Origin of the sequence: Brachybacterium sp. AOP3-A1-3, assembly GCF_052378285.1 — a bacterium.
Lineage (GTDB): Bacteria > Actinomycetota > Actinomycetes > Actinomycetales > Dermabacteraceae > Brachybacterium.
Genome location: NZ_JBQSXM010000028.1, coordinates 1 through 25189, shown reverse-complemented (window position 1 = coordinate 25189; position 25189 = coordinate 1). Strand labels below are relative to the sequence as shown.

Annotated in this window: 24 protein-coding genes; 14 read left to right on the top strand and 10 right to left on the bottom strand. The window is 69.6% G+C overall.

The genetic code is table 11. From position 1 onward, the window contains the following. Window positions 1-80: 80 nt before the first annotated feature. Together ACT3T5_RS18515 and ACT3T5_RS18510 are read left to right on the top strand one after the other, a co-directional pair. Complete coding sequence (locus tag ACT3T5_RS18515; protein WP_226850371.1) at window positions 81-329, top strand: type II toxin-antitoxin system Phd/YefM family antitoxin; 249 nt, start codon at window positions 81-83, stop codon at window positions 327-329. Further along, a complete protein-coding gene (locus ACT3T5_RS18510; RefSeq protein WP_193117937.1) occupies window positions 326-757 on the top strand; it encodes a type II toxin-antitoxin system VapC family toxin in 432 nt (143 codons plus the stop codon). Before ACT3T5_RS18515 ends, ACT3T5_RS18510 begins: the two co-directional genes overlap by 4 nt. A gap of 50 nt (window positions 758-807) precedes the next feature. Here the strand turns inward: ACT3T5_RS18510 and ACT3T5_RS18505 are convergent, their stop codons facing one another. Beyond that, window positions 808-1698, bottom strand: coding sequence for a hypothetical protein (locus tag ACT3T5_RS18505; RefSeq protein ID WP_444595188.1), 891 nt, complete (start codon window positions 1696-1698; stop codon window positions 808-810). Further along, window positions 1695-2573 (bottom strand): ABC transporter ATP-binding protein, encoded by an 879-nt coding sequence (locus ACT3T5_RS18500; RefSeq protein WP_444595187.1) that lies wholly within the window; start codon window positions 2571-2573, stop codon window positions 1695-1697. The genes ACT3T5_RS18505 and ACT3T5_RS18500 overlap by 4 nt, the downstream gene beginning before the upstream one ends. 6 nt (window positions 2574-2579) lie before the next feature. Between ACT3T5_RS18500 and ACT3T5_RS18495 the strand changes: the two genes are divergently transcribed. Next, window positions 2580-3824 (top strand): sensor histidine kinase, encoded by a 1245-nt coding sequence (locus tag ACT3T5_RS18495; RefSeq protein ID WP_444595186.1) that lies wholly within the window; start codon window positions 2580-2582, stop codon window positions 3822-3824. Further along, window positions 3821-4495 (top strand): response regulator transcription factor, encoded by a 675-nt coding sequence (locus ACT3T5_RS18490; RefSeq protein ID WP_193117941.1) that lies wholly within the window; start codon window positions 3821-3823, stop codon window positions 4493-4495. Before ACT3T5_RS18495 ends, ACT3T5_RS18490 begins: the two co-directional genes overlap by 4 nt. 69 nt (window positions 4496-4564) lie before the next feature. Here the strand turns inward: ACT3T5_RS18490 and ACT3T5_RS18485 are convergent, their stop codons facing one another. After that, window positions 4565-6145, bottom strand: coding sequence for a glycoside hydrolase family 10 protein (locus tag ACT3T5_RS18485; RefSeq protein WP_444595185.1), 1581 nt, complete (start codon window positions 6143-6145; stop codon window positions 4565-4567). A 96-nt stretch (window positions 6146-6241) separates the two neighbouring features. After that, on the bottom strand, window positions 6242-7324 hold the full coding sequence (locus ACT3T5_RS18480) for a DUF808 domain-containing protein (protein WP_444595184.1): 1083 nt from the start codon (window positions 7322-7324) through the stop codon (window positions 6242-6244). Window positions 7325-7518: 194 nt separating this feature from the next. Here ACT3T5_RS18480 and ACT3T5_RS18475 point away from each other — a divergent pair, with 194 nt between their 5' ends. Together ACT3T5_RS18475 and ACT3T5_RS18470 are read left to right on the top strand one after the other, a co-directional pair. Then, window positions 7519-8166, top strand: a complete 648-nt coding sequence (locus tag ACT3T5_RS18475; RefSeq protein WP_444579563.1) for an SDR family oxidoreductase — start codon at window positions 7519-7521, stop codon at window positions 8164-8166. Between the two features lie 224 nt (window positions 8167-8390). Continuing rightward, on the top strand, window positions 8391-9560 hold the full coding sequence (locus ACT3T5_RS18470; protein WP_444595183.1) for an MFS transporter: 1170 nt from the start codon (window positions 8391-8393) through the stop codon (window positions 9558-9560). A gap of 13 nt (window positions 9561-9573) precedes the next feature. Here the strand turns inward: ACT3T5_RS18470 and ACT3T5_RS18465 are convergent, their stop codons facing one another. Both ACT3T5_RS18465 and ACT3T5_RS18460 read right to left on the bottom strand, forming a co-directional pair. Then, window positions 9574-9888, bottom strand: a complete 315-nt coding sequence (locus tag ACT3T5_RS18465) for an acylphosphatase (protein ID WP_444579565.1) — start codon at window positions 9886-9888, stop codon at window positions 9574-9576. 40 nt (window positions 9889-9928) lie between these two features. Continuing rightward, entirely contained in the window at window positions 9929-12430 is a 2502-nt protein-coding gene (locus ACT3T5_RS18460) for a phosphoketolase family protein (protein ID WP_444595182.1), read from the bottom strand. Window positions 12431-12706: 276 nt separating this feature from the next. On the opposite strand from ACT3T5_RS18460, the gene ACT3T5_RS18455 reads away from it, so the two are divergent. Further along, window positions 12707-13498 carry a PepSY domain-containing protein gene (locus ACT3T5_RS18455; RefSeq protein WP_444595181.1) on the top strand — a complete coding sequence of 264 codons (792 nt, stop codon included), beginning with the start codon at window positions 12707-12709 and terminating at the stop codon, window positions 13496-13498. Between the two features lie 105 nt (window positions 13499-13603). Here the strand turns inward: ACT3T5_RS18455 and ACT3T5_RS18450 are convergent, their stop codons facing one another. Further along, window positions 13604-14776: an amidohydrolase gene (locus tag ACT3T5_RS18450; protein WP_444595180.1), complete on the bottom strand. Its 1173-nt coding sequence runs from the start codon at window positions 14774-14776 to the stop codon at window positions 13604-13606. Between the two features lie 84 nt (window positions 14777-14860). On the opposite strand from ACT3T5_RS18450, the gene ACT3T5_RS18445 reads away from it, so the two are divergent. The 4 genes from ACT3T5_RS18445 (at window position 14861) to ACT3T5_RS18430 (ending at window position 17760) form a co-directional block, all read left to right on the top strand. Continuing rightward, window positions 14861-15739 carry a PPK2 family polyphosphate kinase gene (locus ACT3T5_RS18445; protein ID WP_444595179.1) on the top strand — a complete coding sequence of 293 codons (879 nt, stop codon included), beginning with the start codon at window positions 14861-14863 and terminating at the stop codon, window positions 15737-15739. Between the two features lie 137 nt (window positions 15740-15876). Further along, on the top strand, window positions 15877-16374 hold the full coding sequence (tpx, locus tag ACT3T5_RS18440) for a thiol peroxidase (protein WP_193117952.1): 498 nt from the start codon (window positions 15877-15879) through the stop codon (window positions 16372-16374). 129 nt (window positions 16375-16503) lie between these two features. Further along, window positions 16504-16884, top strand: a complete 381-nt coding sequence (locus ACT3T5_RS18435; RefSeq protein ID WP_444595178.1) for a DUF488 domain-containing protein — start codon at window positions 16504-16506, stop codon at window positions 16882-16884. Window positions 16885-16944: 60 nt separating this feature from the next. After that, window positions 16945-17760 carry a sulfite exporter TauE/SafE family protein gene (locus tag ACT3T5_RS18430; protein WP_444579573.1) on the top strand — a complete coding sequence of 272 codons (816 nt, stop codon included), beginning with the start codon at window positions 16945-16947 and terminating at the stop codon, window positions 17758-17760. Between the two features lie 27 nt (window positions 17761-17787). Here ACT3T5_RS18430 and ACT3T5_RS18425 read toward each other — a convergent pair whose 3' ends face one another. The 3 genes from ACT3T5_RS18425 to zupT all read right to left on the bottom strand — a co-directional run bounded on the left by ACT3T5_RS18425 (window position 17788) and on the right by zupT (window position 22004). After that, window positions 17788-18576, bottom strand: a complete 789-nt coding sequence (locus ACT3T5_RS18425) for an alpha/beta fold hydrolase (RefSeq protein WP_444595177.1) — start codon at window positions 18574-18576, stop codon at window positions 17788-17790. Between the two features lie 170 nt (window positions 18577-18746). Then, on the bottom strand, window positions 18747-20975 hold the full coding sequence (locus tag ACT3T5_RS18420; protein ID WP_444579575.1) for an NADP-dependent isocitrate dehydrogenase: 2229 nt from the start codon (window positions 20973-20975) through the stop codon (window positions 18747-18749). A gap of 198 nt (window positions 20976-21173) precedes the next feature. Further along, window positions 21174-22004, bottom strand: coding sequence for a zinc transporter ZupT (zupT, locus tag ACT3T5_RS18415; RefSeq protein ID WP_444595189.1), 831 nt, complete (start codon window positions 22002-22004; stop codon window positions 21174-21176). 163 nt (window positions 22005-22167) lie between these two features. Between zupT and ACT3T5_RS18410 the strand changes: the two genes are divergently transcribed. From ACT3T5_RS18410 to ACT3T5_RS18400, 3 genes are all read left to right on the top strand, one after another. Further along, window positions 22168-22728, top strand: coding sequence for a class I SAM-dependent methyltransferase (locus ACT3T5_RS18410; protein ID WP_444579577.1), 561 nt, complete (start codon window positions 22168-22170; stop codon window positions 22726-22728). A gap of 4 nt (window positions 22729-22732) precedes the next feature. Then, window positions 22733-24070: a histidinol dehydrogenase gene (gene hisD, locus ACT3T5_RS18405; protein ID WP_444579578.1), complete on the top strand. Its 1338-nt coding sequence runs from the start codon at window positions 22733-22735 to the stop codon at window positions 24068-24070. 313 nt (window positions 24071-24383) lie between these two features. After that, the coding region (locus ACT3T5_RS18400) for a LacI family DNA-binding transcriptional regulator (protein ID WP_444595176.1) at window positions 24384-25189 on the top strand (806 nt) is incomplete at its 3' end.

Sequence of the window (25189 nt, the reverse complement as noted above, 5' to 3'; positions counted from 1 at the left end):
GTCCTCGGGCGCGGGCGGGGTGCGCAGAGATTGCTACGATCGCGAGATCGAGCTAAAGTAGGTATCTACCTACGACGGAGATGATCGTGATGACGACGATAAGTGCTGGTCAGTTCAACCGCGACGTCAGCGCGGCCAAGCGCGAGGCCGGTCATGGACCGGTCGTGATCACCGATCGCGGCGAGCCTGCCTTCGTTCTCCTGTCGATCGAGGAATACCGACGTCTGGGAGAAGACGGCGCAGATCTGGTCGAGCGGTTGAGCATGGTCGATGACGTCGACTTCGACGTCGAGCCGATCAAGGTCGGTCTGAGGGTTCCTGACCTGTGAGCTATCTGCTCGACACGAACGTGGTCAGCGAGCTTCGCAAACCGGAGCACAAGGCCGACCCGATGGTGCGCTCGTGGGTCGCATCCCGTGCCCCGTCAGACCTGTACCTGTCGGTACTGACGATCATGGAGATCGAGATCGGGATCGGACGACTAGCTCGTCGAGATCCTGCTCAGGCGGGTCGTCTGCAGACATGGCTGGAGGATGATCTGCTCAAGGTGTTCGCGGGCCGAATCCTTTCCATGGATCTCGCCGTGGCCCGGCGGGCGGCGCGGCTGCATGTTCCTGATCCGAGTCCAGAGCGGGACGCCATGATCGCCGCCACGGCGGCAGTCCACGCCTTGACCGTGGTGACGCGCAACGTCAAGGATTTCGAGCAGTTGGATGTCGCGCTCATCGATCCGTGGGGACGACGCGAGGACGGGTAGACACCACCAGCGGCGAGACGCGAGACCCGAGCCGTGCTGTCATCGTGTCCTCACTGGAGGTCCGGGGCGTCTGTTCGGACGAAGCGTATCGATGCCACAGCGGCAGCGATGATCGCCCAGGCGGCCAAGGCCAGCATGGCTGTGATCGGTGTGATCGGTGTGATTCCTGTGGTCGTCACCGTTGACCCGGTGAGCGCGGCTAGCGGGTTTGTTCCGCTGATGTCGGGAACGAGGCCGAACGGAAGAAAGAGTGCGGGGTTGGGTGTGCCGACGATGAGGAGCGTGATCGGCCGTATGACGCTTTCGACGATGATCGCCGCTCCGAGCACGATGATCACCGTGACCGGGCTGCGAGCGAGCAAGCCGATGGCGAATCCGATCGCGGCATAGAGAACGAGAGCGAGAGCGCCCTTGCCCCATAGCCCGGCCAGCGCGACGGTGTCGAGTTGCAGTGGCGCGCCGTGGATGGCGAGGCCGATGGTGAGCAGGAGGCCCCGGATCACGATGAGCATGGCGACCCCAGTGATCACGGTGAGGGCGAGAGCGGTCATCTTGGCGAGCAGCAGCTGTGCCCGGCGGGGTTCGGCGAGGATACTGGCGGTGAGCGATCCGCGCCGGTGTTCGGTGGTGATGGTCAACGCACCGATGAGCAGGGCTGCGATGGCGGGGAAGCCGCTGCCGGTTCCAGAGTTGCCCAGCAGGTCGATGATGACTTCCTGGGTCGCGGGAGCGTCGAGGCCCAATGCAGCGAGCTGGGACGGGTCGAGTTGATCGGCGTCAGTGGCATTGGGGATGACCTCGTTCAGGGCGATCAGCCCGTCGATGATCGAGGGCAGTAAGACAAGGAGCAGCCCGATGAATACGGCCTCGGCGACGACGAGGATCCCGATGATCCTCGCGACGAGCGAGAAGCGGAGGCGAAGCAGTTCGCTGGCGATCACGCTCCCACCTCCTGCGTGGCAGAGGCTGTATGGAGTGTGGAGAGGTAGAAGGCTTCGAGGTCGACGCCTTCGGGCAGCTGGCCGAGGGTCGTCTCGGCCAGAATGCGACCACTGCCGATGATGACGACGTCGTCGATGAACCGATCGAGTTCTGCCAGGACGTGGCTGGTCAGCAGCACGGTGGCTCCGCGGTCTGCGTAGTCGCGGAGCAGGCTGCGCATCCAGACCATGCCCTCCGGATCGAGGCCGTTGGCCGGCTCGTCGAGGATCAGTGTGCTCGGCTCCGGCAGCAGCGCGAGGGCAAGACCGAGCCGTCGCCGCATGCCTTGCGAGAACGTCCTGATCTTCCGGTCCGCGACCTCGGACAGTCCCACCTCGTGAAGCACGCTGGGTATCCGTGACCTCGAGGTGCGGGTCGCGGCGCACGCGATGCGCAGTTGCTTGGCCGGGGTCAGGCCGGGGTGCAGGCCGGCGTTCTCCAGCAGCACGCCGACCGACCGCCCGGGGTGGGCGATCGCCCGATACGGGTCGCCGCCGAAGGTGGCAGAGCCCTTGCCGGCAGCGGAGAGCGCAAGCAGTATGCGAATGGTCGTGGTCTTGCCCGAGCCGTTCGGCCCCAGGTATCCAGTGACGCGACCTGGGCGGGCTGTGAACGAGATATCGCGGAGAACGTCACGGTCACTGAATCTCTTGCTGAGGCTCTGGACCTCGATCGAAAGACCGGACAGTGGTGGCGGGGGATCGGCTGCATGATTCATGCGTCCAGCGTCTCGGGGTCGGAGCCCATGGCGCATCTGCCGGAAGACAGATATCCAGGGGCGACGCGAGATATCCATCCTCCGACAGATGCCGATCACTTCGCACTCAGACATCATGGAGGCATGTCTTCGGCGACTTCGACCGGTCACACCGGCAGGTACGACGCCATCGTCGTCCTGACGGTCGGTGCCTTGAGCGTGGCTGTGGGCGCCCTGTATCTGTGGGCGATCCACGACTACATCATCGACGGGGGATTCGCACGGTACGTCGTGTTTCTCGTGGTCAACACATTGGCCGCCGGCCTGCTGTGGTGGCATCGGCGGTACCCGCTGATGGTGTTCGCCGGGGTGCTGCTGGTCTTTCTCGCCAGCTCGATACTGATCGGACAGACCGGCAGTGCGGCGTTCACACTGTCGCTCTGGTTCAGCGTCTACGCCGTTGCCGCGTATGCGCCGTTTCGACTCGGGCTGATCGTCGTGGCGTCTGGGTGGCTGCTCGGTACCTTCCTGAAAGTGGGGCTCGCCGTCCGGAACGGACTGGGGGTCACAGTGCCCGAGATTGGTCTGGTCACGCTGGATATCGGTTTCTTCTTCGTCGCATGCTCTGCGGTGGGGTACGGATTCCGTCTCCAACGGCAGCGTGCCTGCGACGCTGCTGAGCGCGCCTGGCTGGTCGAGAAGCACTCGCGCGCGGTGAATGCCGAGGCCATCGCGACGGAACGCAACCGTCTCGCTCGCGATCTGCATGACCTCGCAGCCCATGAGGTCATGGACGTCCTGCTTTCCCTTCGGGCACTGCGGCTCACCAGCGACGAGCCGATCCTCACCGAGGTGGAGGGGAAGACCGCACGGGCCCTGGACACCATGCGCACGGTGGTCCGTGCTCTGCGGGAGGACGATGTCGACGACCCGACCCGCATGCCCCTCGACGAGGCTGCCCGCGAACTCATCGCCGCCGTAGCCAGGGAAAGGGGACTCACCGTGGATCCGCACGTCCGGGTGCCTGCCAGCGTGGGCGACGCCGCATCCTCCACGGTGCTCAGCATCTTGAAGGAAGCTCTGCTCAACGCCGATGCCCATGCCCCGGGACACACGGTCACCGTCGCCCTCGACGCCGATGGTGACCGCGTGCAGCTGACCGTCACCAATCCGACCAGTCAGCATCTCGGCAGTGAGGAGCGATCATCGCCGGAGCACGCCCGGAACGCGGGCACTGGCTATGGGCTGGTCGGTGCGGCTGAACGGGCCGCGTTGCTGGGCGGGATGCTTGAGGCTGCCCCCACGCCGAACGGGGACTGGATCGTAGCCCTCACGCTGCCCAACCCCTCACCCGCTGACCGGGCTTACGCCGTCGGGAGGAGCGCATGATCCGGGTATTGATCGCCGATGACCAGCCCAGCGTCCGTCGCTCTCTTCGCACTTTTCTCGAAGTCGACGGCGACATCGAGGTCGTGGGCGAAGCGTCCAATGGCCATGAAGCTGTCGAACGGGCCCACAGTCTGCGGCCCGACGTCGTGCTGATGGACGTGCGGATGCCCGGGGGTGATGGCCTCACGGCGACTGCTCAGCTCACTGATCCGACCGCTGAGCGGCCGGTCCCCGTAGTCGTGATCACGACTTTCGACCTCGACGAATATGTCTTCGGGGCGCTGGAGAAAGGGGCTGCGGGCTTCCTGCTCAAAGATGCCGATCCAGCGCATCTGACTCTTGCCGTGCGTGCTGCCGCGGCCGGAGACGGACTGGTCTCTCCCGCGGTGACCGGCCGCGTGATCCGCGAGTTCGCCCGTCGGCGGCCAGCCGAAGAATCGTCTCTGCCGCTACCCGACCTGACTGCTCGAGAGGGCGATGTCCTCACCGCCCTCGCTGACGGGCAGAGCAACGCCGAGATCGCAGAGAGCCTGTTCGTGGAGGTCGGGACGGTGAAGACCCATGTCTCACGCATCATCGCCAAACTCGGGGTCCGCGATCGCGTCCAAGCCGCGATCTGGGCGCATCAGAATCCCTGCTGGGACCGTGGGGGCGGAGCGGGCACGCGGTGAGCCGGCGGGCCTCCACGTGCCCGACGTCCTCATATCGAATCGTGGGCTGGACAGTGGCCGGTGCCGCAGTCAGCCGCGCACCCGCACTGCTTTCGAGGGCGCACTCTGGTGCCAGGTGCGGTCGTAGGCCGTGACCGCGTAGTACCCGTTGCCGTCGGCGCCCTCGGCCTCGAGGTGCACGAGCGCCTGCGAGCCCCGGTCCGCGCGCACGGTCGCCACCAGATTCCGCCCGTCGGCGAGAGCCTCGTCGGTCACGTCGGCGGTGGGCAGGTGCCACAGGGCGTAGCTGGCGGCTCCGTGCCCTCTCCATCGCACCTGCACCCCGTCCTCCGTGCGGCGCACCACCAGCACGGTCGGCGCACCGGGAGCCTCACCGGGCACCATCTCGAGCTCGGGCACGATCGCCGGGTGCTGATAGTGGCGCTGGACGAGGTCGTCGACCGAACCGGTGGTGTCATCGCGCAGGCTCGCCGCGCTGAAATACACGTTGCCGTCCACGGCGTCCAGGCTGCGGGTCAGATCGACGTGATCGCCCAGCTCTGTGACCTCGGGGAACACTCCGCTGATCGCCTTGTAGGCGGCTTCGCCGATGTACAGGCCCACATCGGTGCCCTCGACCTTCTCGGCCCACCAGTGCACGAGCGTCTCGTAGTCCGCGGCGGGGTGGCCGAACTGCCAGTAGATCTGCGGGTTGATGTAGTCGACCCAGCCCTCGCGCACCCAGCGCAGCGAATCCGCGCAGATGATCTCGTAGCTCTCCGAGCCCGAGGTGTCCGACCCCTCCGGATCGCTCGTGGAGTTCCGCCAGATCCCGAACGGGCTGATCCCGAAGCGCACCCACGGCTTCTCGGCATGGATCCGCTCATGCATCTCGTTGACCAGCAGGTTGATGTTCTCGCGGCGCCAGTCCTCGATCGAGGTGGCGCCATCGGACTGGGCCTCGTACGTGGCCTGGTCCGGATAGGTCTTCCCGGCGATCGCGTAGGGGTAGAAGTAGTCGTCGAAGTGGGCGCCGTCCACGTCGTACCGCGAGATCGCATCCATCATCGCGTCCTGCACGAAGGCGCGCACCTCGGGCAGGCCCGGGTCGTAGTAGAGCTTCCCGCCGAAGGGCCAGACCCAGTCGGGGTGCACCCGAGCCGGATGGTCCTCGACCAGATCAGGCGTCTCGCTCATCGCGACCCGGTAGGGGTTGAACCAGGCGTGGAACTCGATATTGCGCGCATGGGCGGCGTCGATCTGGAAGGCCAGCGGGTCATAGCCGGGGTCCTGCCCCTGAGTGCCGGTGAGGTACATCGACCAGGGCTCGACGCGGGAGGGCCAGAAGGCATCCGCCGTGGGCCGCACCTGGGCGATCACCGCGTTCAGCCCGAGCTCCTGCGCACGGTCGAGCCAGGCGATGTACTCGGCCTTCTGCTCCTCGATGCTGAGCCCCGGCTTCGAGGGCCAGTCGATGTTGACCACGGAGGAGAGCCACATGGCGCGGAACTCCCGGGAGGGCGGGGGAGCGGGGTCCTCCCCAGGGGCAGCGGGCGCAGAAGCGGCAACAGCCGGTACCGCCGACGCGGCCGCCGCGGCGGTGACTGCGGTTCCGCCGACGGCGGCCCGGGTGGACAGGGACAGGAAGGAACGGCGATCGACAGGATGCACGGCGCTGTGGACTCCTCGGTCGGTGACGGTGGTCACCAACGGTCGCACGGCCTGGGAGGCCGGGCAAGCACCGTTGCGATGCCGGGAGCCCTGGGGTCAGCCCTTCGCGTCGTGACTCTCTGAGCCGGCGTCGGAGCTCTCAGCGCTCTCGGCGCTCTCAGTGCTCTCAGTGCTCTCCACGGTGCCGTGCTGGCCGGCGTCGTGCTGGCCGGCGCTGTTCCCGGCGTGCCCGCTGCCGTCATGCCCGTCCTCGTCGTGATGCCCGAAGGGCAGGAAGTGCAGGATCACGGCGATGATGCCGCCGATGATCAGGCCGAACACGAAGGAGAAGGCGGTGTTGATGAGCCAGCCGAGGATTGCGCCCACCCCGGCGATGCCGGCGACGGCGCCTTCGAGGTGGTGCACGAAGCCGTAGGGCTGGGCGAGGCCGAGGTCGTGGGTGCCGACCAGGAGGATGTGCCCGCCCACCCACAGCATCGCGACCATGCCCACGTAGCTGATCACGTTCATGATCTTCGGCATCGCGCCGACCAGGCCGCGGCCGAACTTCTGCTTGAACTCGGAGTTGTCGTCAGCCGCCATGGCCAGCCCGACGTCATCCATCTTCACGAGGATGCCGACGGCCCCATAGACGAGGACGGTGATACCGATGGCCACGAGCACGAGCACGATCGCGCGTGCCCACAGCGAGTCGGCATCGATCGAATTCATGGAGATGACCATGATCTCGGCGGAGAGGATGAGGTCGGTGCGCACTGCGCTCGAGACGATCTTGTCCTCGGCGCCGGCACCCTCTGCGGCCGCCGGTGCCTTCTTGGGCTTCCCGCTGACGAGCTCCCAGATCTTCTCGGCGCCCTCGAAGCTGAGATAGAGGCCGCCGAGCATGAGGATCGGAGTCAGCGCCCAGGGAGCGAAGGCGCTGAGCAGAAGCAGGACCGGGAGGATGAAGATCAGCTTGTTGCGGAAGGAGCCCTTGGTGATCCGCCAGATGATCGGCAGCTCGCGCTTGGGCTCGAGCCCTTTCACGTACTGCGGCGTCACGGCAGCGTCGTCGATCACCACGCCCATGGCCTTGGAGCCCGCCTTCGCGGAGGCTGCGGCGACATCGTCGGCGCTGGCGGCGGCGAGCCGCGCGAGCGCTGCGACGTCGTCGAGAAGTGCGGCGAGTCCACCGGCCATGCGAGGTTCCTTCCCCCGAGGGATCGGACGCCCGATGGCGACCGCGGCCAGGATATCGGCAGCGCCACGAGCGCGGTGCACGGGCGTGCGCGTCGACGGCGCGGAGCGCCGTGCGGACCGCGAGGCATTCCACCAGGAGTGAACCTGGACGGCCCGGCCTCGACGTGCGCAGATGACGGTGCGAAGGTGGAGGTATGGATATTGCACTTATCGGAGGACATGGCAAGGTCGCGCTGCTCGCGGAGCCGCTGCTCGTGGAGGCGGGTCACACCGTCCACGCAGTGATCCGCAACCCCGATCAGGTCTCGGAGATCGAGGCCACCGGGGCCAAGGCGGTCGTGGCGGACATCGAATCGCTCGACGCCGACGGCTGGGACGAGCTGCTGCGCGGCAAGGACGCGGTGGTGTGGACGGCCGGCGCCGGCGGCGGGAGCCCGCAGCGCACGTGGGCTGTGGACCGGGATGCGGCGATCGCGTCGATGGAGTCGGCCCAGCGCGTCGGCGCCACCCGCTACGTGATGATCAGCTACTTCGGCGCGAGCCTCGAGCACGGCGTGCCCGAGGACGAGCCGTTCTTCGCCTACGCCGAGGCCAAGGCCCAGGCCGACGCGCACCTGCAGGGCACTGACCTGGAGTGGACCATCCTCGGCCCCTCCGGTCTCACCCTCGAGGAGCCCACCGGGCGGATCGACGCCACCGCGTCCGAGAGCAGCACGGTCTCGCGCGGGAACGTGGCCCGCACCATCGGCGCGGCGCTCGAGCGCCCCGGCACCGTCGGGAAGTTCCTGACCTACAACGACGGTGAGCAGGAGATCGGCGCGGCCTTCGACGCCGCCGTCTGATCGGCATGACCTGATCGGCAGTGCCTGACCGGCACTGACTGATCGTCCCCTCCGGGTCGTCCCGTCCGGGACGACCCGGACACCGGACGATCACGGATCCCGACGGCCCCGGCAGCGCGAGTCCCCGCACTCAGCGCCCCGGGGCCATCGGCTGTCCGAGGGGCAGTGCCCTATCGTGGAGGAGTTTGCCCGGCGGAACACCGGGCCCGGCCCGAGGAGCAGCAGTGGACAGCGCACGACGGTGGGGCGGGGTCGTCGCACTCGCCCTGGGCATCTTCATCCTCATCACGATCGAGGAGCTGCCCATCGGCGTCCTCAGCGTGATGGCACCGGACCTCGGGGTCAGCGCCGGCGTGGCCGGCCTCGCCGTGACCGTCCCCGGCGTGCTCGCCGGCATCGTCGCTGTGCTCACCCCGGTGCTCGTGCGCGGTCTGGACCGCCGGCTCGTGCTGGTGATCGCCCTGATCTCCGTGGTGCTCTCCAGCCTCCTCAGCGCCGTGGCGCCCACCTTCGCGGTGCTCCTGATCGCCCGCCTCCTCGCCGGGGTCTCCATCGGCCTGTACTGGGCGGTGTTGGCCATCGTGGCCATCGGCCAGGTGCCCCGCGAGCACACCTCCCGGGCCCTGACCGTCGCCTTCGGCGGCGCGGGCGCGGCCCTGGTGCTGGGCGTCCCCGTCGCCGCCTGGATCGGCACGCACGTGGGCTGGCGCACCGCGTTCGTGGTGGTGGGCGTCGCGGCGGCAGTGGTCGCGGTGCTGATCCTGGTCCTCGTGACGCCGGTGCGCTCGCCGGTGAAGGTGACGCCGTCGATGATGCTCGCCGCCGCCCGCACCCGCGGAGTGCGCTACGCGGTGGCGCTCACCACGCTTGTCGTGGTCGCACAGTTCATCACCTATGCGTATGTGAGCCCCATCCTCCTGGAGCGTGCCGGAGTGCCGGTCACCCAGGTCGGGCTGATGCTGCTGGTGTTCGGCATCGCTGGGCTGATCGGCAACTTCGCCGTCGCCCCGCTGCTGAGCCGCAGCGCCCCCTGGGGCGTGCTCGTCGTCTCGGCCGGGATGGGCATCGCCCTTCTGGCCGTGCTCGTGCTCATGCGCAGCCCCGCCTCGGCGCTCGCGATCATGCCGCTGTGGGGTCTGTTCGTCGGCGCGATCTCGGTGGCGATCCAGGCGTTCGTCAACACCCAGGCCACGGAGGTGATCGAGGAGGGCACCGCGCTGAACAGCGCCGTGTTCAACACCGCGATCGCCGGGGGAGCTCTGGTGGGCGGCCTGATCATCGACTCTGCCGGCCAGACCGCGCTGATCGTGACCTCCACGGTGATGATCACCGCCGGCGTGCTGGTCGCGGTGAACTATCTGCGCACCGCGCCGCGGGGTCGTGTCCGCGCCTGAGTTAGCCGGCGGGTCAGCCGGTGATCCGGAACGAGGCCGCCCCGCGCGGTGCCTCCGGGCGCACGTCGATCCCGCTCACGTGCGCGCTCGTCGGCCCCTGACGCAGCCAGGCGAGCATCGCCTCGACCGCGTGCTGCGTTCCCTCGACGTCGGCCTCGACCGTGCCGTCCCACAGATTGCGCACGGTGCCGGCCACACCGAGCCGCGCCGCCTCCGAGGCGGCCGCCATCCGGAAGCCGACGCCCTGGACCTGCCCGCGCACGCGGACGATCCGGCGCTGTGCATCCTCTGAGCCGCTCGCCGGCTCCGGGCTCTGCTGTGTGCTCATCCCCGCCTTTCCGGCGCACCCGGCCGTGCGCCGGGCCGCCTCAGTTGTCGCCTCCGGTGTCCTGGGCCTGCGCGGGAGCGCCGTCGCCCGCCTCGTCCGCGTTGTCGTCCCATTGCCACTGCGCGATGTGCGCCGGATCCTCGCCGTGCTCGTAGGCATGGGCCCGTGCCTGGAGCCGAGCGTCGACCATCCGCTGGCGCAGTCCCGCATACCGGGTGGCGAGGCCCTCGACCCGATCGATCACGTCCATCACCAGGTGGTAGCGGTCGGAGTCGTTGAGCATGAGCATGTCGAAGGGCGTGGTCGTGGTGCCCTCCTCCTTGTAGCCGCGCACGTGGATCCGGGAGCTGCGGTCGTGGCGGTAGGCCAGGCGGTGGATCAGCCAGGGATACCCGTGGTACGCGAAGATCACCGGGATGTCCTCGCCGAACAGCCCGTCGAAGTCCTCCGGGGAGAGGCCATGGGGATGCTCCGTGTCCTCCTGCAGGCGCATGAGGTCCACGACGTTGATCACCCGGACCTTCAGGCCGGGGATCGCTTCGCGGAGGAGCTTCGCGGCCGCGAGCGTCTCGATGGTGGGGATGTCGCCGGCGCAGCCCAGCACCACGTCCGGCTCCTCGCCGTCCACCTCGGTGCCGGCCCATTCCCAGATCCCGAGCCCGCGCGCGCAGTGCACCACGGCCTCGTCCATGCTCAGCCAGTTCGGGTTGGGCTGCTTCCCGGCCACCACCACGTTCACGTACTGGCGCGAGCGCAGGCAGTGGTCATAGGTGGACAGCAGCGTGTTCGCGTCCGGCGGCAGGTACACCCGCACGATCTCGGCCTTCTTGTTGACCAGGTGATCGATGAACCCGGGATCCTGATGGCTGAACCCGTTGTGGTCCTGGCGCCACACGTGCGAGCTGAGCAGGTAGTTCAGGGAGGCGATCGGTCGGCGCCACTCCAGCTCGTTGGTGACCTTCAACCACTTGGCGTGCTGGTTGACCATCGAGTCGACGATGTGGATGAACGCCTCGTAGGAGGAGAACAGGCCGTGGCGGCCGGTGAGCAGGTAGCCCTCGAGCCAGCCCTGGCACTGGTGCTCCGAGAGCACCTCCATGACGCGGCCGGATCGCGCCAGATGCTCCTCGCGGTCGTGCGGCTCGAAGTCCGCGTTCCACTGCTTGTCGGTCACCTCGTACACCGATTGCAGACGGTTCGAGGCGGTCTCGTCGGGCCCGAAGATCCGGAAGTTCTCGGGATTCTCGGTCACCACGTCCCGCAGCCAGGCGCCCAGCACCTTGGTGGCCTCGGAGACCGACGCCCCCGGATTCTGCACCTCGACGGCGTGGTCCCGGAAGTCCGGAAGGCGCAGCGGGACCAGCACGGAGCCGCCGTTGGTGGCCGGGTTCGCCGACATCCGCTGCAGCTCGCTCGGAGCGGTGGCGGCGATCTCCTCTAGCAGGTGACCCTCCTCGTCGAACAGCTCCTCGGGACGGTAGGAGCGCAGCCAGGCGTCGAGGTCGGCGAGGTGCTCGTCGGTGTCGCGGGCGCTCGCGAGGGGCACCTGATGGGAGCGCCAGGAGCCCTCCGTGACCTGCCCGTCGATGGTCTTCGGTCCGGTCCAGCCCTTGGGGGTGCGGAAGATGATCATCGGCCAGGCGGGCCGCTCCGTCTCGCGGCCGGCCGCGGCATCGGCCTGCGCCTGCTGCTTGATCTCTGCGATCTGGTCCAGCGCCGTGTCGAGCACCGCGGCGAAGCGCTCGTGCGCCGCCATCGGGCCCTCGTCCTGGAACCCGCCGGTGAAGAACAGCGGGGTGTGCCCGTAGCCGCGCATCAGCGCCTCGAGCTCCTCATCGCCGATGCGGGCGAGCACGGTGGGGTTGGCGATCTTGTAGCCGTTCAGGTGCAGGATCGGCAGCACCACCCCGTCCTGCTGGGGGTTCGTGAACTTGTTGGAGTGCCAGGAGGTGGCCAGCGGACCGGTCTCCGCCTCGCCGTCGCCCACCACGGTGAAGGCGATCTGGTCGGGGCGGTCGAACATGGCGCCGTAGGCGTGGGAGAGGGCGTAGCCGAGCTCCCCGCCCTCGTGGATCGAGCCGGGGGTCTCCGGAGCGACATGCGAGGGGATGCCGCCGGGGAAGGAGAACTGCGTGAACAGCCGCTTCAGGCCTTCTTCGTCCGGGCTCACGGCGGGATACACCTCCGAGTAGGTGCCCTCGAGGTAGCTCGCCGCCACCAGGCCCGGTCCGCCATGGCCGGGGCCGGTGATGTACATGGCGTGCAGGCCCCGCTGCCGGATCGCCCGGTTCGCATGGGCGTAGAGGAAGGTCAGCCCCGGGGTGGTGCCCCAGTGGCCGAGCAGGCGGGGTTTGACGTGCTCGCGCTGCAGAGGAATGCGCAGCAGCGGGTTGTCCTTGAGGTAGATCTGCCCGACCGAGAGGTAGTTCGCGGCCCGCCACCAGGCGTGGACCCGGTGCAGCTCCTCCTCGGTGGGGGACTGCGCGGGGGAGTCCGGCCAGGTGCTCGTGGTGGGGCTCGCGGTGGTCCTCTTCGCGGTCATGGCGCCTTCCTGCTGCATCAGACATCAGGGTCCCCGGAGGGCTGCTCCCCACCGTAGATCGTCGGTGAGTGGTGGGGAAGGCCGGAGGTCCCGGTCATGGGGATGCGCCGCCCGGAGGCCCCCACCGTGCCAGGGCGCTGCAGAAGGCGGGCCAGAGGGACCGTGAGAGCCCGATGAGAGTGTTCTCAGAGTGCTGGCCCTTCCGGGAAATGCCTTCTAACCTGGGGATATCTCCAGAACCTAGGCTGGGCAGGGCCCGGCAGGACAAGGACCGCCATGATCCGCACGATGCGCTCTCGCTCCACCCTCCGGACCACCACGCGGGCCGCCGCCCTCGGCGCCCTCGTCGTCGCCCTCGCCGCCGGGTGCGGGGACACCTCCGGGAGCGATGGCTCTCCGGCCGACGGGGACTCCGACCCCTCCGTGAGCGACGGTGGGGAGGCGACGGACGACACCGCGTCCGACGGCGATGGCGACGACGGCGGCGACGGGGACGGCGACTCAGCGGGCAGCGACGCCTCGGACACAGGTGGCGCCGATGCAGCACCCTCCGACGGCGGCACGGCAGACGAGGCGACCGACGCCGGAGACGATGCGGCGGCCGGCGGCGCACCGCTCCCCGAGAGCGCCGACCTCGCCACCGAGCAGCTGCCGGTGCCCGCGGAGGACGCTGTCGCGATCGCCCTGGAGACCGCCGGCGGTGGGCAGCCGGTGTCGGTCTCGATCGACCACGACGACGACCGCGACTGGGTGTGGGAGATCGAGGTGGCCCTGGACGGCCGTGAGCACGAGATCGACATCGACGCCGCCACCGGTGAGGTCCTCCAGCACGAGGAGGACGACGACACGGTCGACGAGCCGGCCGTGGACGTCACCTCGCCGATGACCCCGGCCGAGGCGATCGACCTGGCTCTGCAGAAGCACGACGGCCGGGTCTCCGGCTGGGACCTCGATTCCGACGACGGCACGATCCGCTACCAGATCGATATCGAGCAGTCCGGCGACGACGACGCCGAGATCGAGATCGAGGTCGACGTCGAGACCGGCGAGGTACGGGTCGAGGACTGACGGCATCGCCCCGGAAGACTCACGGCATCGCCCCGGAAGACTCCGTGCGCAGTGCTCGTCCCGCCGTCTACATCGCGCCGCGTCGGGGAGCTTCGCAGACTGCTCTCACCGCTGCGCGATCACCGGGTCCCCGGCCTCGTCGCGGTGCATGACCTCGCGCCCGTGCTGCCACACCCGCAGCGAGCGATTCCGGGTGTCCAGCGGATCGCCGTCCCACTGCACCAGGTCCGCGTCCTTGCCGACCTCGATCGAGCCGAGACGGTCCTCGACGCCGAGCACCTCGGCCGGGTTCAGAGTGATCGCGCGGAGGGCGTCCGCTGGCTCCATGCCGTGCTTGACCGCGAGGGCCGCCTGGTGGACGAGGAACTCGATCGGCACCACCGGGTGGTCGGTGATGATCGAGACCTTCACGCCGGCGGCGGTGAGCAGGCCCGGAGCCTTCGGGGTGCGGTGGCGCACCTCCACCTTCGAGCGGGACACGATCAGCGGTCCGTACAGCACGGGCACCCCGGCGGCGGCGACCTTGTCGGCGATCAGGTACGACTCGGTGCCGTGGTCCAGCACCAGCTCGAAGCCGAACTCCTCGGCGATCCGCAGCGCGGTGGCGATGTCGTCGGCCCGATGGGAGTGCTGGCGCCACGGGATCTCGCGCCGCAGCACGCGAGCCAGTGCCTCGCTCATGAGGTCGGCGTCGCGATCCGCCTCGTCCTTCGCCATCCACACCTGGGCCTTCGCGAAAGCCTGCCGGATCGTGAGCGCCACGCCGAGACGGGTCGACGGGGTCTGCTTGCGCTCGCCGTAGATGCGCTTGGGGTTCTCGCCGAGCGCGGCCTTCAGACCCGAGGGGCTGCGCAGCACCATGTCGTCCACGACCCGGCCGTGGGTGCGGATCGCCACCGCGAGACCGCCGATGGGGTTGCCGGAGCCGGGATTCACGTTCACCGCGGTGACGCCGCCGATGATCGCATCGTCGAAGCCGATCTCCACGGGATTGATCGCGTCGATCGCCCGCGCCGCCGCCATCACCGGGTCGGTCATCTCGTTGGTGTCCTGGCCGGCCCAGCCCTCGCCCTCCTCGTCGACCCCGAGGTGCACGTGGGCGTCGATGAAGCCCGGCAGCAGCCAGCCGCCCCCCGCGTCCACGACCAGCGCGTCCTCGGGGATCTCGACATCGGGCCCGACGGCGGAGATGCGGCCGTCCTCGACCAGGACGGTGCCGTCGAAGGCGGGGGAGGAGATGGGGAGGACGTGGGCGTTGGTGAGCGCGGTGATCGTCATGCCTCGACACTCGCCCGACCGATCGGTGGAGTCAAGTGCGGGCGGAACGCTGTGCGGCGGCACCGCGGGCGCTAATCTGCCCCCATGTCGAAGAAGCAGAAGAAGAGCGCCCCCGCGGACCAGCAGCCTCGCGGCGTCGCGATCCCGTCGGACTGGACGCAGGACGTCACCGAGCTCGATCCGCACGCCACCCCGGGGTTCTCCGGGAAGAAGGCCGACGGCAAGGAGCAGCTCGCCGCACGCACCGCCGAGCTCGACGAGCTCCAGGAACGGCTGTACGCGGCGCACCACGGCGTCGAGGGAGGCCGCTCCGTGCTGCTGATCGTGCAGGGCATGGACACCTCCGGCAAGGGCGGCATCATGCGGCACGTGGTGGGCGGCGTCGACCCCCAGGGCATCGACATCACCGCCTTCAAGGCCCCCACCCGCGCCGAGAAGCGCCACGACTTCCTGTGGCGCATCCGCAAGCACGCCCCGCAGCCCGGGATGATCGGCGTCTTCGACCGCTCCCAGTACGAGGACGTGCTGATCCATCGCGTGCACGGCTGGGCCGACGCGAAGGAGATCCGCAGCCGGTACACCGCGATCAACGCCTTCGAGCGGGAGCTGACCGAGGCAGGGACCGTCATCGTGAAGGTCATGCTTCACATCTCCCGTCAGGAGCAGGGCGAACGGCTCATGGAGCGCCTCGAACGGCCCGACAAGCACTGGAAGTTCAACCCCGGGGACGTCGACGAGCGCGTGCACTGGGACGCCTACCAGGAGGCCTACACGAAGGCGCTGCGTGCCACCTCCACCGTCGGCGCCCCGTGGACCGTGGTCCCAGCGGATCGCAAGTGGTACGCCCGCCTCGCGGTCCAGCAGCTCCTGCTGGACGCGCTGCGCGGCATCGACCCCCAGTGGCCCGCGGCGGAGTTCGATGTCGCCGAGCAGACGGCCCGCCTGCGGGAGACGATGGACTGACCGAGTCCGGACGGACCCATCGTGCTCGGCGCAGGTCACTTCAGTCCGGCTCTCTCGCCGGGTGCTCTCGCCCAGTTCCGCCGTCCGCTCCCAGGAGTCGGCTTGTGCCGTTCAGCTCGGCGGATGATGATGGAGCCATGGCTTCCATCACCTTCAAGAACACCCCCATCTCCACCGTCGGCGAGCTTCCCGCCCAGGGCTCCGCCCTGCCGGCATTCGAGCTCGTCGGGCAGGACCTCTCGCCGGTCGCGAGCTCCGACCTCGCCGGCAAGCGCGTCGTGCTGAATATCTTCCCGTCGCTGGACACCGGCACCTGCGCGATGAGCGTGCGTACGTTCAACGAGCTCGCCGCCGGCCTCGAGAACACCGTCGTCGTCTGCGTCTCCAAGGACCTGCCGTTCGCGCAGGCCCGCTTCTGCGGCGCCGAGGGCATCGAGAACGTCGTCACCGGCTCCGCCTTCCGCTCCAGCTTCGGCGAGGACTACGGTGTGACCATGAGCGACGGCCCGCTGGCCGGTCTGCTCTCGCGCGCCGTCGTGATCACCGACGAGACCGGCAAGGTCGTCTACACCGAGCAGGTCGGCGAGGTCTCCGAGGAGCCCGACTACGAGGGCGCGAAGGCCGCTCTCGCGTGAGACGGCCTCACCCGAGCAGCGCCCCGCCGCGGCAGCCGCTGCCGCCCCCGACCAGGGCCCGGTCCGCCTTCCGCGCGGATCGGGCCCTGTCTCGTTTCTCCACGACGTACCCCGCAGGAAGGATCGATCATGAGCAGCATCGAGATCACCACCGCACGCGTCCACGACGTGCTGGACGGCGACGGCTCCGGCGCCGACGAGCACCGCGTGCTGGTGGACCGGCTGTGGCCGCGCGGTATCACGAAGGAGCGGCTGGCCCACGACGACTGGGACAAGGACGTGGCGCCCAGCTCCGAGCTCCGGACGTCCTTCCACAGCGATGAGCTGGGCTTCCAGGAGTTCTCGGACCGGTACCGCCATGAGCTCGACGACAGCGACGCCCCGCAGGCGCTCCTGGACCGGGCCCGGGACGCCGGAGCGCACAAGGTCGTGCTCCTGTTCGCCGCGAAGGACACCGAGCACAACCACGCGCAGGTGCTGCAGGCGGCGCTCCAGGACCTCGCGCGCTGAGCACGGCTCCGGCGCGGACATCCGCCCGGCGCGCCCCTGCGGGCAGTAGGGTCGTCGATCGTGGAACCGCTCTCGCTCATCGTCCTGCTCGTGATGGGCACCCTCGCCGGCGCGATCAATGCGGCCGTCGGGTCGGGGTCGCTGCTCACCCTGCCCGTGCTGATGGCCCTCGGAATCCCTCCGGGCGTCGCCGTGCGCACGAACACCGTGGGCATGCTCTTCTCGACGATCGGCTCCGTCGTCGGCTACCGCAAGGAGATCGCGGCGGAGAAGCACGACCTCCCGCCGCTCGTCCTCACCGCCGCCGGCGGAGCGGTCCTCGGCTCGCTCCTGCTGCTGGTCTCCCCGGCCTCGGCGCTCGACGTCGTCGTGCCCGTGCTCATCGTGGTCGCCCTGGCGATGGTCGTCTTCCAGAAGCGGATCACCACGGCGATGCGTGCCCGGTCGGATCGGCGCAGGGCCGCCCGGGGGCCGGTGCCACCGACCTCCGACGGCCCGGACCGCAGCCCGCTGCGCTCGCCGGCGCTCGTCGGCTCGATGGGTGCCGCCTCGATCTACGGCGGGTACTTCACCGCCGCGCAGGGGATCCTCTATCTCGGGCTCCTGGGCACGTTCACCGGTCGCACGATGGGCTCGGTGAACAGCGTGAAGAATCTGCTGAGCCTGGTCGTGAACCTCGCGGCCGCAACCGTCTACGTCATCGCGCACTTCGTGATCGGGGCGGAGATCGTGTGGCTCGCGACCGCCGCGATCGCCGTCGGCGCCTTGATCGGCGGCTACTTCGGCGCCCATCTCGCCAAGCTGATGCCCGAGTGGCTGCTGCGCGGCATCATCGTCGTCGTCGCGCTGATCGCCCTCGTGCGCCAGTTCGTCTGAGCAGGTTCCTCCGGGCGGGCCGCAGCCTCAGCGCAGGAACGGCAGGACCTGATCGAGCACGTCGTCCGACGGGAACAGGGTGGCGCCGTGGGAGCGCCCGGGCAGCGGGACGAACTCCGCGTCCGGCATCAGCGACGCGGCTCGCACGGAGTCCTCGTACCGCGGATGGTCCTCGGTGCCCGCCATCCACAGCGCCGGGACCGTGCAGTCCGTGAGCACGTCGTCGGGGACCGCGGCGGTGGCGTCGGTCGCGGTCAGCAGAGCCGCGACCGCGAGCGGATCGGCGGCGAGGAACGCGGTGCGCGTGGCGCGGTCGCGCCGTCCGGAGGTGCCGGGACCGAGGCCCTGGCCGTCGCAGAACGCCTCCATCCCGCCCTCCCGGATCGCGTCGACGACCTCCGGGAAGAAGACCGAGTCGATCTGGCCCTGCTGCTCAGCGGCGGAACCGCCCAGGCTGACCAGGCGCCTCACCCGTGCCGGATGCTCGAGCGCTGCGGTCAGTGCGATACGGGCACCCAGCGAGTAGCCCATCAGTGCGGCCCGGCCGATCGACTCGGCATCGAGCACCGCGAGCAGGTCGGCGACGAACACGTCCTGCGTGTAGGCGGCAGGGTCATGCGGGGTGCCGGACCGGCCGTGGCCCCGCAGATCGATCCGGACCACCGTGTGCTCGGCCGCGAGCGGCTGAAGATAGCCCAGCCCGCGCCAGATCGCTCGCGAGAGCACCGAGCCGTGCAGCAGCACCAGGGCGGGCCCGGAGCCCGTGACGTCGTAGCGCAGGTCGATGTCGTCGACGGGGGAGGGGATGACGGGCATTGCCTGGTCCTTTCGGTCAGTAGCTCCGGGAGCGGACGGGCCGCTGGTGATGTCAGCTGGCGATATCGCCAGCTCGGATCACCAGCGGCCCGTCCATGCCACTGTCGCGAGAATCGTTGCGCGAGAGTCGTTGCGCGAGGATCGGCGCTCCGGCCGTCCTCGTCACGAACTCACAGCGCCGCGGAGATCTCCTCGAGGATGCGGTTGAAGGTCTTCGACGGACGCATCACGGCCGAGATCTTCTCGAGATCGGGGCGGTAGTAGCCGCCGATGTCCGCCGGCTTGCCCTGCACTGCGAGCAGCTCGTCGGCGATGGTCTGCTCGCCGTCGGTGAGCTCCTTCGCGATCGGGCCGAAGGCGGTGGCGAGCTCGGTGTCCTCGGTCTGCTGTGCCAGTTCCTGGGCCCAGTACATCGCGAGGTAGAAGTGGCTGCCGCGGTTGTCGATGCTGCCGAGCTTGCGCTGCGGGGACCTGCCCTCGTTCAGCAGCGTCTCCGTGGCGCGGTCCAGGGCGTCGGCGAGCACGCGGGCGCGCTCGTTGTCCGCGGTGCGGGCGAGGTGACGCAGCGACTCGGCCAGCGCCAGGAACTCCCCGAGGGAGTCCCAGCGCAGGTAGTCCTCCTCGACGAGCTGCTGGACGTGCTTGGGGGCGCTGCCGCCGGCACCGGTCTCGAACAGGCCGCCGCCGTTCATCAGAGGGACCACCGAGAGCATCTTGGCGCTGGTGCCCAGCTCCATGATCGGGAACAGGTCGGTGAGGTAGTCACGCAGAACGTTGCCGGTCACCGAGATGGTGTCCTCGCCGCGGCGCACGCGCTCCAGCGTGTGCTTCGTGGCGTCGATCGGCGAGAGGATCTGGAGGTCGAGACCCTCCGTGTCCTCCTCGGCCAGGTAGGCCTCGACCTTGGCGATGAGGTTGCGGTCGTGGGCGCGGGAGTCGTCGAGCCAGAACACCGCGGGCATCCCGGACTCGCGCGAGCGACGCACGGCCAGCTGCACCCAGTCGCGGATCGGAGCGTCCTTGGCCTGGCAGGCGCGGAAGATGTCGCCTGCGGCGACCTCCTGGGTCATGAGCGCCGTGCCGGAGGCGTCGCGCACCTCGACCTGGCCGTCGGCCGCGATCTCGAAGGTCTTGTCGTGGGAGCCGTACTCCTCGGCCTTCTGCGCCATGAGGCCGACGTTCGGGACGGTGCCCATCGTGGTCGGATCGAAGGCGCCGTTCTTCTGGCAGTCCTCGACCGTCGCGGAGTACACCCCGGCGTAGGAGGAGTCAGGGATCACCGCGAGGGTGTCCTGCTCGGCGTCATCCGCGTTCCACATGTGCCCCGAGGTGCGGATCATCGCCGGCATGGAGGCGTCGATGATGACGTCGGAGGGGACGTGGAGGTTGGTGATGCCCTTGTGGGAGTTCACCATCGCGAGGTCGGGGCCTGCGGCCAGATCCGTGTCGATCGCGGCGCGGATCCCGTCGCGCTGCTCGGCATCGAGCGCGTCGACCCCGGCGAGGATGCCGCCCAGGCCGTTGTTCGGGGACAGGCCGGCCTGCTCGAGCTGATCGCCGAACTGGGTGAACACGGTGGGCAGGAAGGCTCGCACCGCGTGGCCGAACAGGATCGGGTCGGACACCTTCATCATGGTGGCCTTGAGGTGCAGCGAGAACAGGACGCCCTGCTCCTTGGCGGCGGCGATCTGCTCGCGCAGGAAGGCGTCCAGCGCAGCGGCGCGCATGACCGTGGAGTCCACGACCTCGCCCTCGAGCACCGGCAGGGAGGCCTTGAGCACGGTCTCGGTGCCGTCGGAGGCGACGTGCACGATCGACAGCGTGTCCTCGGCCTCGAGGACCACGGACTGCTCATTGGCGCGGAAGTCGTCCGCATCCATCGTGGCGACGGAGGTCTTGGATTCCGTGGACCACTCACCCATGCGGTGCGGGTGCGCCTTGGCGAAGTTCTTCACCGCGGCGGGCGCCCGACGGTCCGAGTTGCCCTCGCGCAGGACGGGGTTCACGGCCGAGCCCTTGATCGAGTCGTAGCGGGCGCGGACGTCCTTCTCCTCGTCGGTCTCGGGGGACTCCGGGTAGTCCGGCAGGGCGATGCCCTGGCCCTGCAGCTCGGCGATGGCGGCCTTCAGCTGCGGCACGGACGCGGAGATGTTGGGGAGCTTGATGATGTTGGCCTCGGGGGACTTCGCCAGCTCGCCCAGCTCGGCGAGGGCGTCGGCCTCCCGCTGCTCCTCGGGCAGGAGGTCGGAGAAGGTGGCGACGATGCGGCCGGCCAGGGAGATGTCACGGGTGGTGACGTCGATCCCGGCGGTGTCGGAGAAAGCATCGAGGATCGGCAGGAACGATGCGGTCGCCAGCATCGGTGCCTCGTCGGTGTGGGTGTAGATGATGCGCGCCATGTGTCGCGGGGCTCCCTCGGGTCGGTGCGGCATTTGTCTTGACGTCAAGACTAATCGACGTCAGGCACGAGCCTGGAGTGTTGATCCGGATGCCCCCACGGTACGTGACGAGTCCCTCCCCGTCGCCTCGGCATCGGCACCCGGGACCGCTCCCCGGGCCTGACCGTCGGCCGTGCATCGACGCTGCGGACTGTCGCCTCAGAGCGCCAGCAGGGTCAGCGCCATGATCGCCATGCCCGCGATCAGGGAGTAGATGACCGTGTGGTGCTCGCCGGTCTCCTCGGCCGCAGGCAGCAGCTCATCGAGCGAGACGAACACCATCACCCCGGCCACGCCCGCGAGGATCGCCCCCATCGCGTCACCGGAGAGCAGCGGTGCGAGAAGCAGGTACCCGAGCACGGCGCCCACCGGCTCTGCCATCCCCGTCATCGAGGCGAGCCAGAAGGCCTTGGATCGTGAGCCGGTCGCCCGACGCACCGGGACGGCAACCGCGAGCCCTTCGGGGATGTTGTGCAGGGCGATCGCCGCGACCACCGGGATCGCGATCTCCGGTGCCTGCAGTGCGGCCACGAACGTCGCGAAGCCCTCGGGGACGTTGTGGAAGGCGAGAGCCGCGGCGGTCACGGCGCCGGTGCGCAGGAGCCGGGCGCGCAGCGCTCGATCGGCAGCCTGCTCATCGGGCTCGCGCACCTCGGCCTGGCCGTGGGTGCCGGTCATCCGCCCGGAGAACTCATGGGGGCTCACCGCTTCGGGCACCAGGCGGTCCAGCACCGCGATCAGCGCGATCCCCACGAAGAAGGCGAGCGTGGCGATCGCTGTGCCGCGGGTCGTGATGGCGCCGCCGCCGGAGAGCACATGGGCGCCCTGGGGGAGCAGCTCCACGAAGGACACGTACAGCATGACGCCGGCGGAGAGGCCGAGGCCACCGGCCAGCATCTTCGGGTTCGTGCCCCGACCGAGCACTCCGAGCGCGGCGCCGATGCTGGTGGCGCCACCGGCGACGAGGGTGAGGAGGAATGCGACGAGCACGAGGACGAGACTAGCCTCCCGAGGCTCGGTGTCAGCGTCCCCGTCGTCCCCGTCGTCCCCGTCGGCCCCGTCGTCGCCGTCCTCGTCGATCCCGTCGCGGCACCGTCGCGGAACAGTACGGTGGTCGAGCGGTGACATGCCGGAGCGGCGACACGGAGGCGAGATGGACTGGGAGGAGCGCTACGCGAGATTCGGCAGGCCCTTCGGCGATCTGCCGAACGACTTCGTGCAACAGGTGATGGAGGACGACGCCTTCTCGGCAGTGCTCGGGAGCGGCTCACGGATCCTGTGCCCCGGGGACGGCTACGGACGTCACGGCGTCGCCCTCGCGCAGCGGGGGCACCGGGTCGTCGGCCTCGATATCTCCCCGACGGCCTCCCAGGACGCGCGGGAAAAGGCGCTCGACGCGTCAACGCGGTCCCAGGCGCCGGTGGAGTACACGGCGCGCACCGCAGATCTCGAGCGGGAACCGTACCCGTTAGCCGCGGGAGAGATCTTCGACGTCCTCGTTCCGATCTGGTTCCGGCTGCCGCACCGCAGCGCCCGGGTGTCCTGGAATCACGAGGCCGCCCGGCATCTGAGCTCTCGAGGGTGGATCCTGCTCGTGACCGGGCAGCGGGTGACCTCCGTCGACGACGAGATGGGGGAGTGGCCCGACGCCATCTCCTGGAACGACCACTCCACGGCCGACGAGGTCCGTCTGCTCGGCCAGCTCCTAGACTGACCCCATGCCTGATCCTGCCCCGTTCCTCGCCGTGACCGACCTGCGCTCGCGCACCCTCAGCACCGCCGAGCTCACGGCGGCCCTGCCGCGCGCCGAGCTCGACGTCGAGGCAGCGACCGCCGCCGTGCGCCCCGTGGTCGACGACGTCGCCGCGCGAGGCGCGGCGGCCGTGCTCGACGCCTCGGAGCGCTTCGACGGGGTGCGCCCGGAGCATCTGCGGGTGCCGCAGGCCGAGCTGCAGCGGGCGCTGGACGAGCTCGACCCGGAGATCCGGGCCGCTCTCGAGGAGTCCGCGGCGCGCGTGCGCCGTGTCGACTCCGCACAGGCGCGTCCGGAGGAGACGGTCCAGGTGGTGCCCGGCGGCACGGTGACCCAGCGCTGGGTGCCGGTGCGCCGCGTGGGGCTGTACGTGCCCGGCGGGCGTGCGGTGCTGCCCAGCTCCGTGGTGATGAACGTGGTGCCCGCGCAGGTCGCCGGCGTCGAGCAGATCGTGCTCGCCTCGCCGCCGCAGAAGGAGTTCGGCGGGCTGCCGCACCCCACGATCCTGGCCGCCTGCGCGCTGCTCGGGGTGACCGAGGTGATCGCCGCCGGCGGCGCGCAGGCCATCGCGCTGCTCGCCCACGGCGCCGACGACCTCGGCGACGGGAAGAACCTCGACCCGGTCGATCTCGTCACCGGCCCCGGCAACGTGTACGTCGTCGCTGCGAAGCGTCTGGTGCGCGGGACGGTGGGGATCGACGCCGAAGCAGGGCCCACGGAGATCGCGATCCTGGCCGATGCGACCGCTGATCCCGCCTATGTCGCGGCCGATCTGATCTCCCAGGCCGAGCACGACCCGCTCGCCGCGAGCGTGCTGGTCACCGACGACGAGCGGCTGGTCGGAGCGGTCGAGTCCGAGCTCGCCCGGCAGGTACCCCTCGCCCTGCACCGCGAGCGCATCGAGGAGGCGCTGCGCGGGGAGCAGAGCGGGGTGGTGCTTGTCGACGGCGTGGACCAGGGCCTGTCGGTGGTCGATGCCTACGGCGCGGAGCACCTCGAGATCCAGACGGCCGACGCCGCCGCGGTGGCCGCCCGGGTCACCAACGCGGGGGCGGTCTTCGTCGGCGCCCACAGCCCGGTGAGCCTCGGCGACTACGCGGCCGGCTCGAACCACGTCCTGCCCACCGGTGGCAGCTCCCGCTTCAACGGCGGCCTCGGCGTGCAGTCCTTCCTGCGCGGCATCCACGTCGTGCACTACGACCGGGAGGCGCTGGCCGGCGCCCGCGCGGCGGCCACCACGCTCGCCGCCGCGGAGGGGCTTCCGGCGCACGGCACGGCCGTCGATATCCGCTTCACGGACTGACCCGCACGGACTGACCTGCGCGGACTGACCCGCACGGACTGACCGGCATCGGCGCGGACCGACGGGCGGGGCCGCCCGTCGGCTGGGCGGCCCGTCGGCCCGACGTCTGACCGCGCCCTCGTTTTCCCGCACCGTCGCCCCGCGCCGTCCCGTTCGCACACCTCTTGCGCGCTGGCATGTAAGCGCATACAGTCACTGCCACGCTGTAAGCGCTTCCATCAAGGATGGATGATCTCGACGGCGAAAAGCGGCTGGTTCCCGAACATGCGGGGCACGGCTGGGCAGCACTCGACGACGAGCTGGAGGAGACCGGATGATGTCCAATGGCGCGTCCTCGCCCGTCCCCACGATCTACCAGGTCGCCGAGCGGGCAGGAGTCTCGATCGCGACGGTCAGTCGCGCGTTCTCGGACCCCTCGAAGGTGGCGCCCCGCACGCTGGACAGCGTCCTGGAGGCGGCTCGTGAGCTGCGGTACGTCCCGGCGGCTGCGGCTCGGGCGCTCGCCGTCCGGCGCAGCAAGGCGCTCGGCGTCGTGCTCCCGCACATCGACGGCCCGTACTACGCGGAGCTCCTGGTCGGGTTCGAGGTCGCGGCCTCCGAGCTCGGGCTGTCCGTGGTGCTGGCGCTCCTGAACCCGCAGGAACCACGGCATCTCTCCGTGCTGGACCTCCTCGGCCGGGTCGACGGCGTCGCATTCATGGCCCGCAGCGGCGCCCTGGACGACACCGTGCAGCAGGTCGCCGATGTGCGTCCCACCGTGAGCGTCGCCCGTGGTCAGGTCGAGGGTGTCGATGCCTTCTACGCCGAGAACCGCACCGCTGCCCGTCAGCTCACCGAGCACCTCATCGAGCACGGTCGTCGCCGCATCGGCTTCGTCGGGCGCCTCGAGGAGGGCTCCGACATCGGGCAGCGCCACGTCGGCTACCTCGAGGCCCTCCAGGACGCCGGCCTCACTCCCGCCGAGCGGTTCGCGGTGGACCCTGTCGAAGCCTCCGGGGTCGAGATCGCCGAGCGCCTGCTCGCCATCGACCAGGAGGAGACCTCTGCGTGCGATGGGGAGTTCGGCAGGGCCGGGAGCGCCGGGCTCGTCGCTCTCGTCTGCGGGAAGGACGTGCTCGC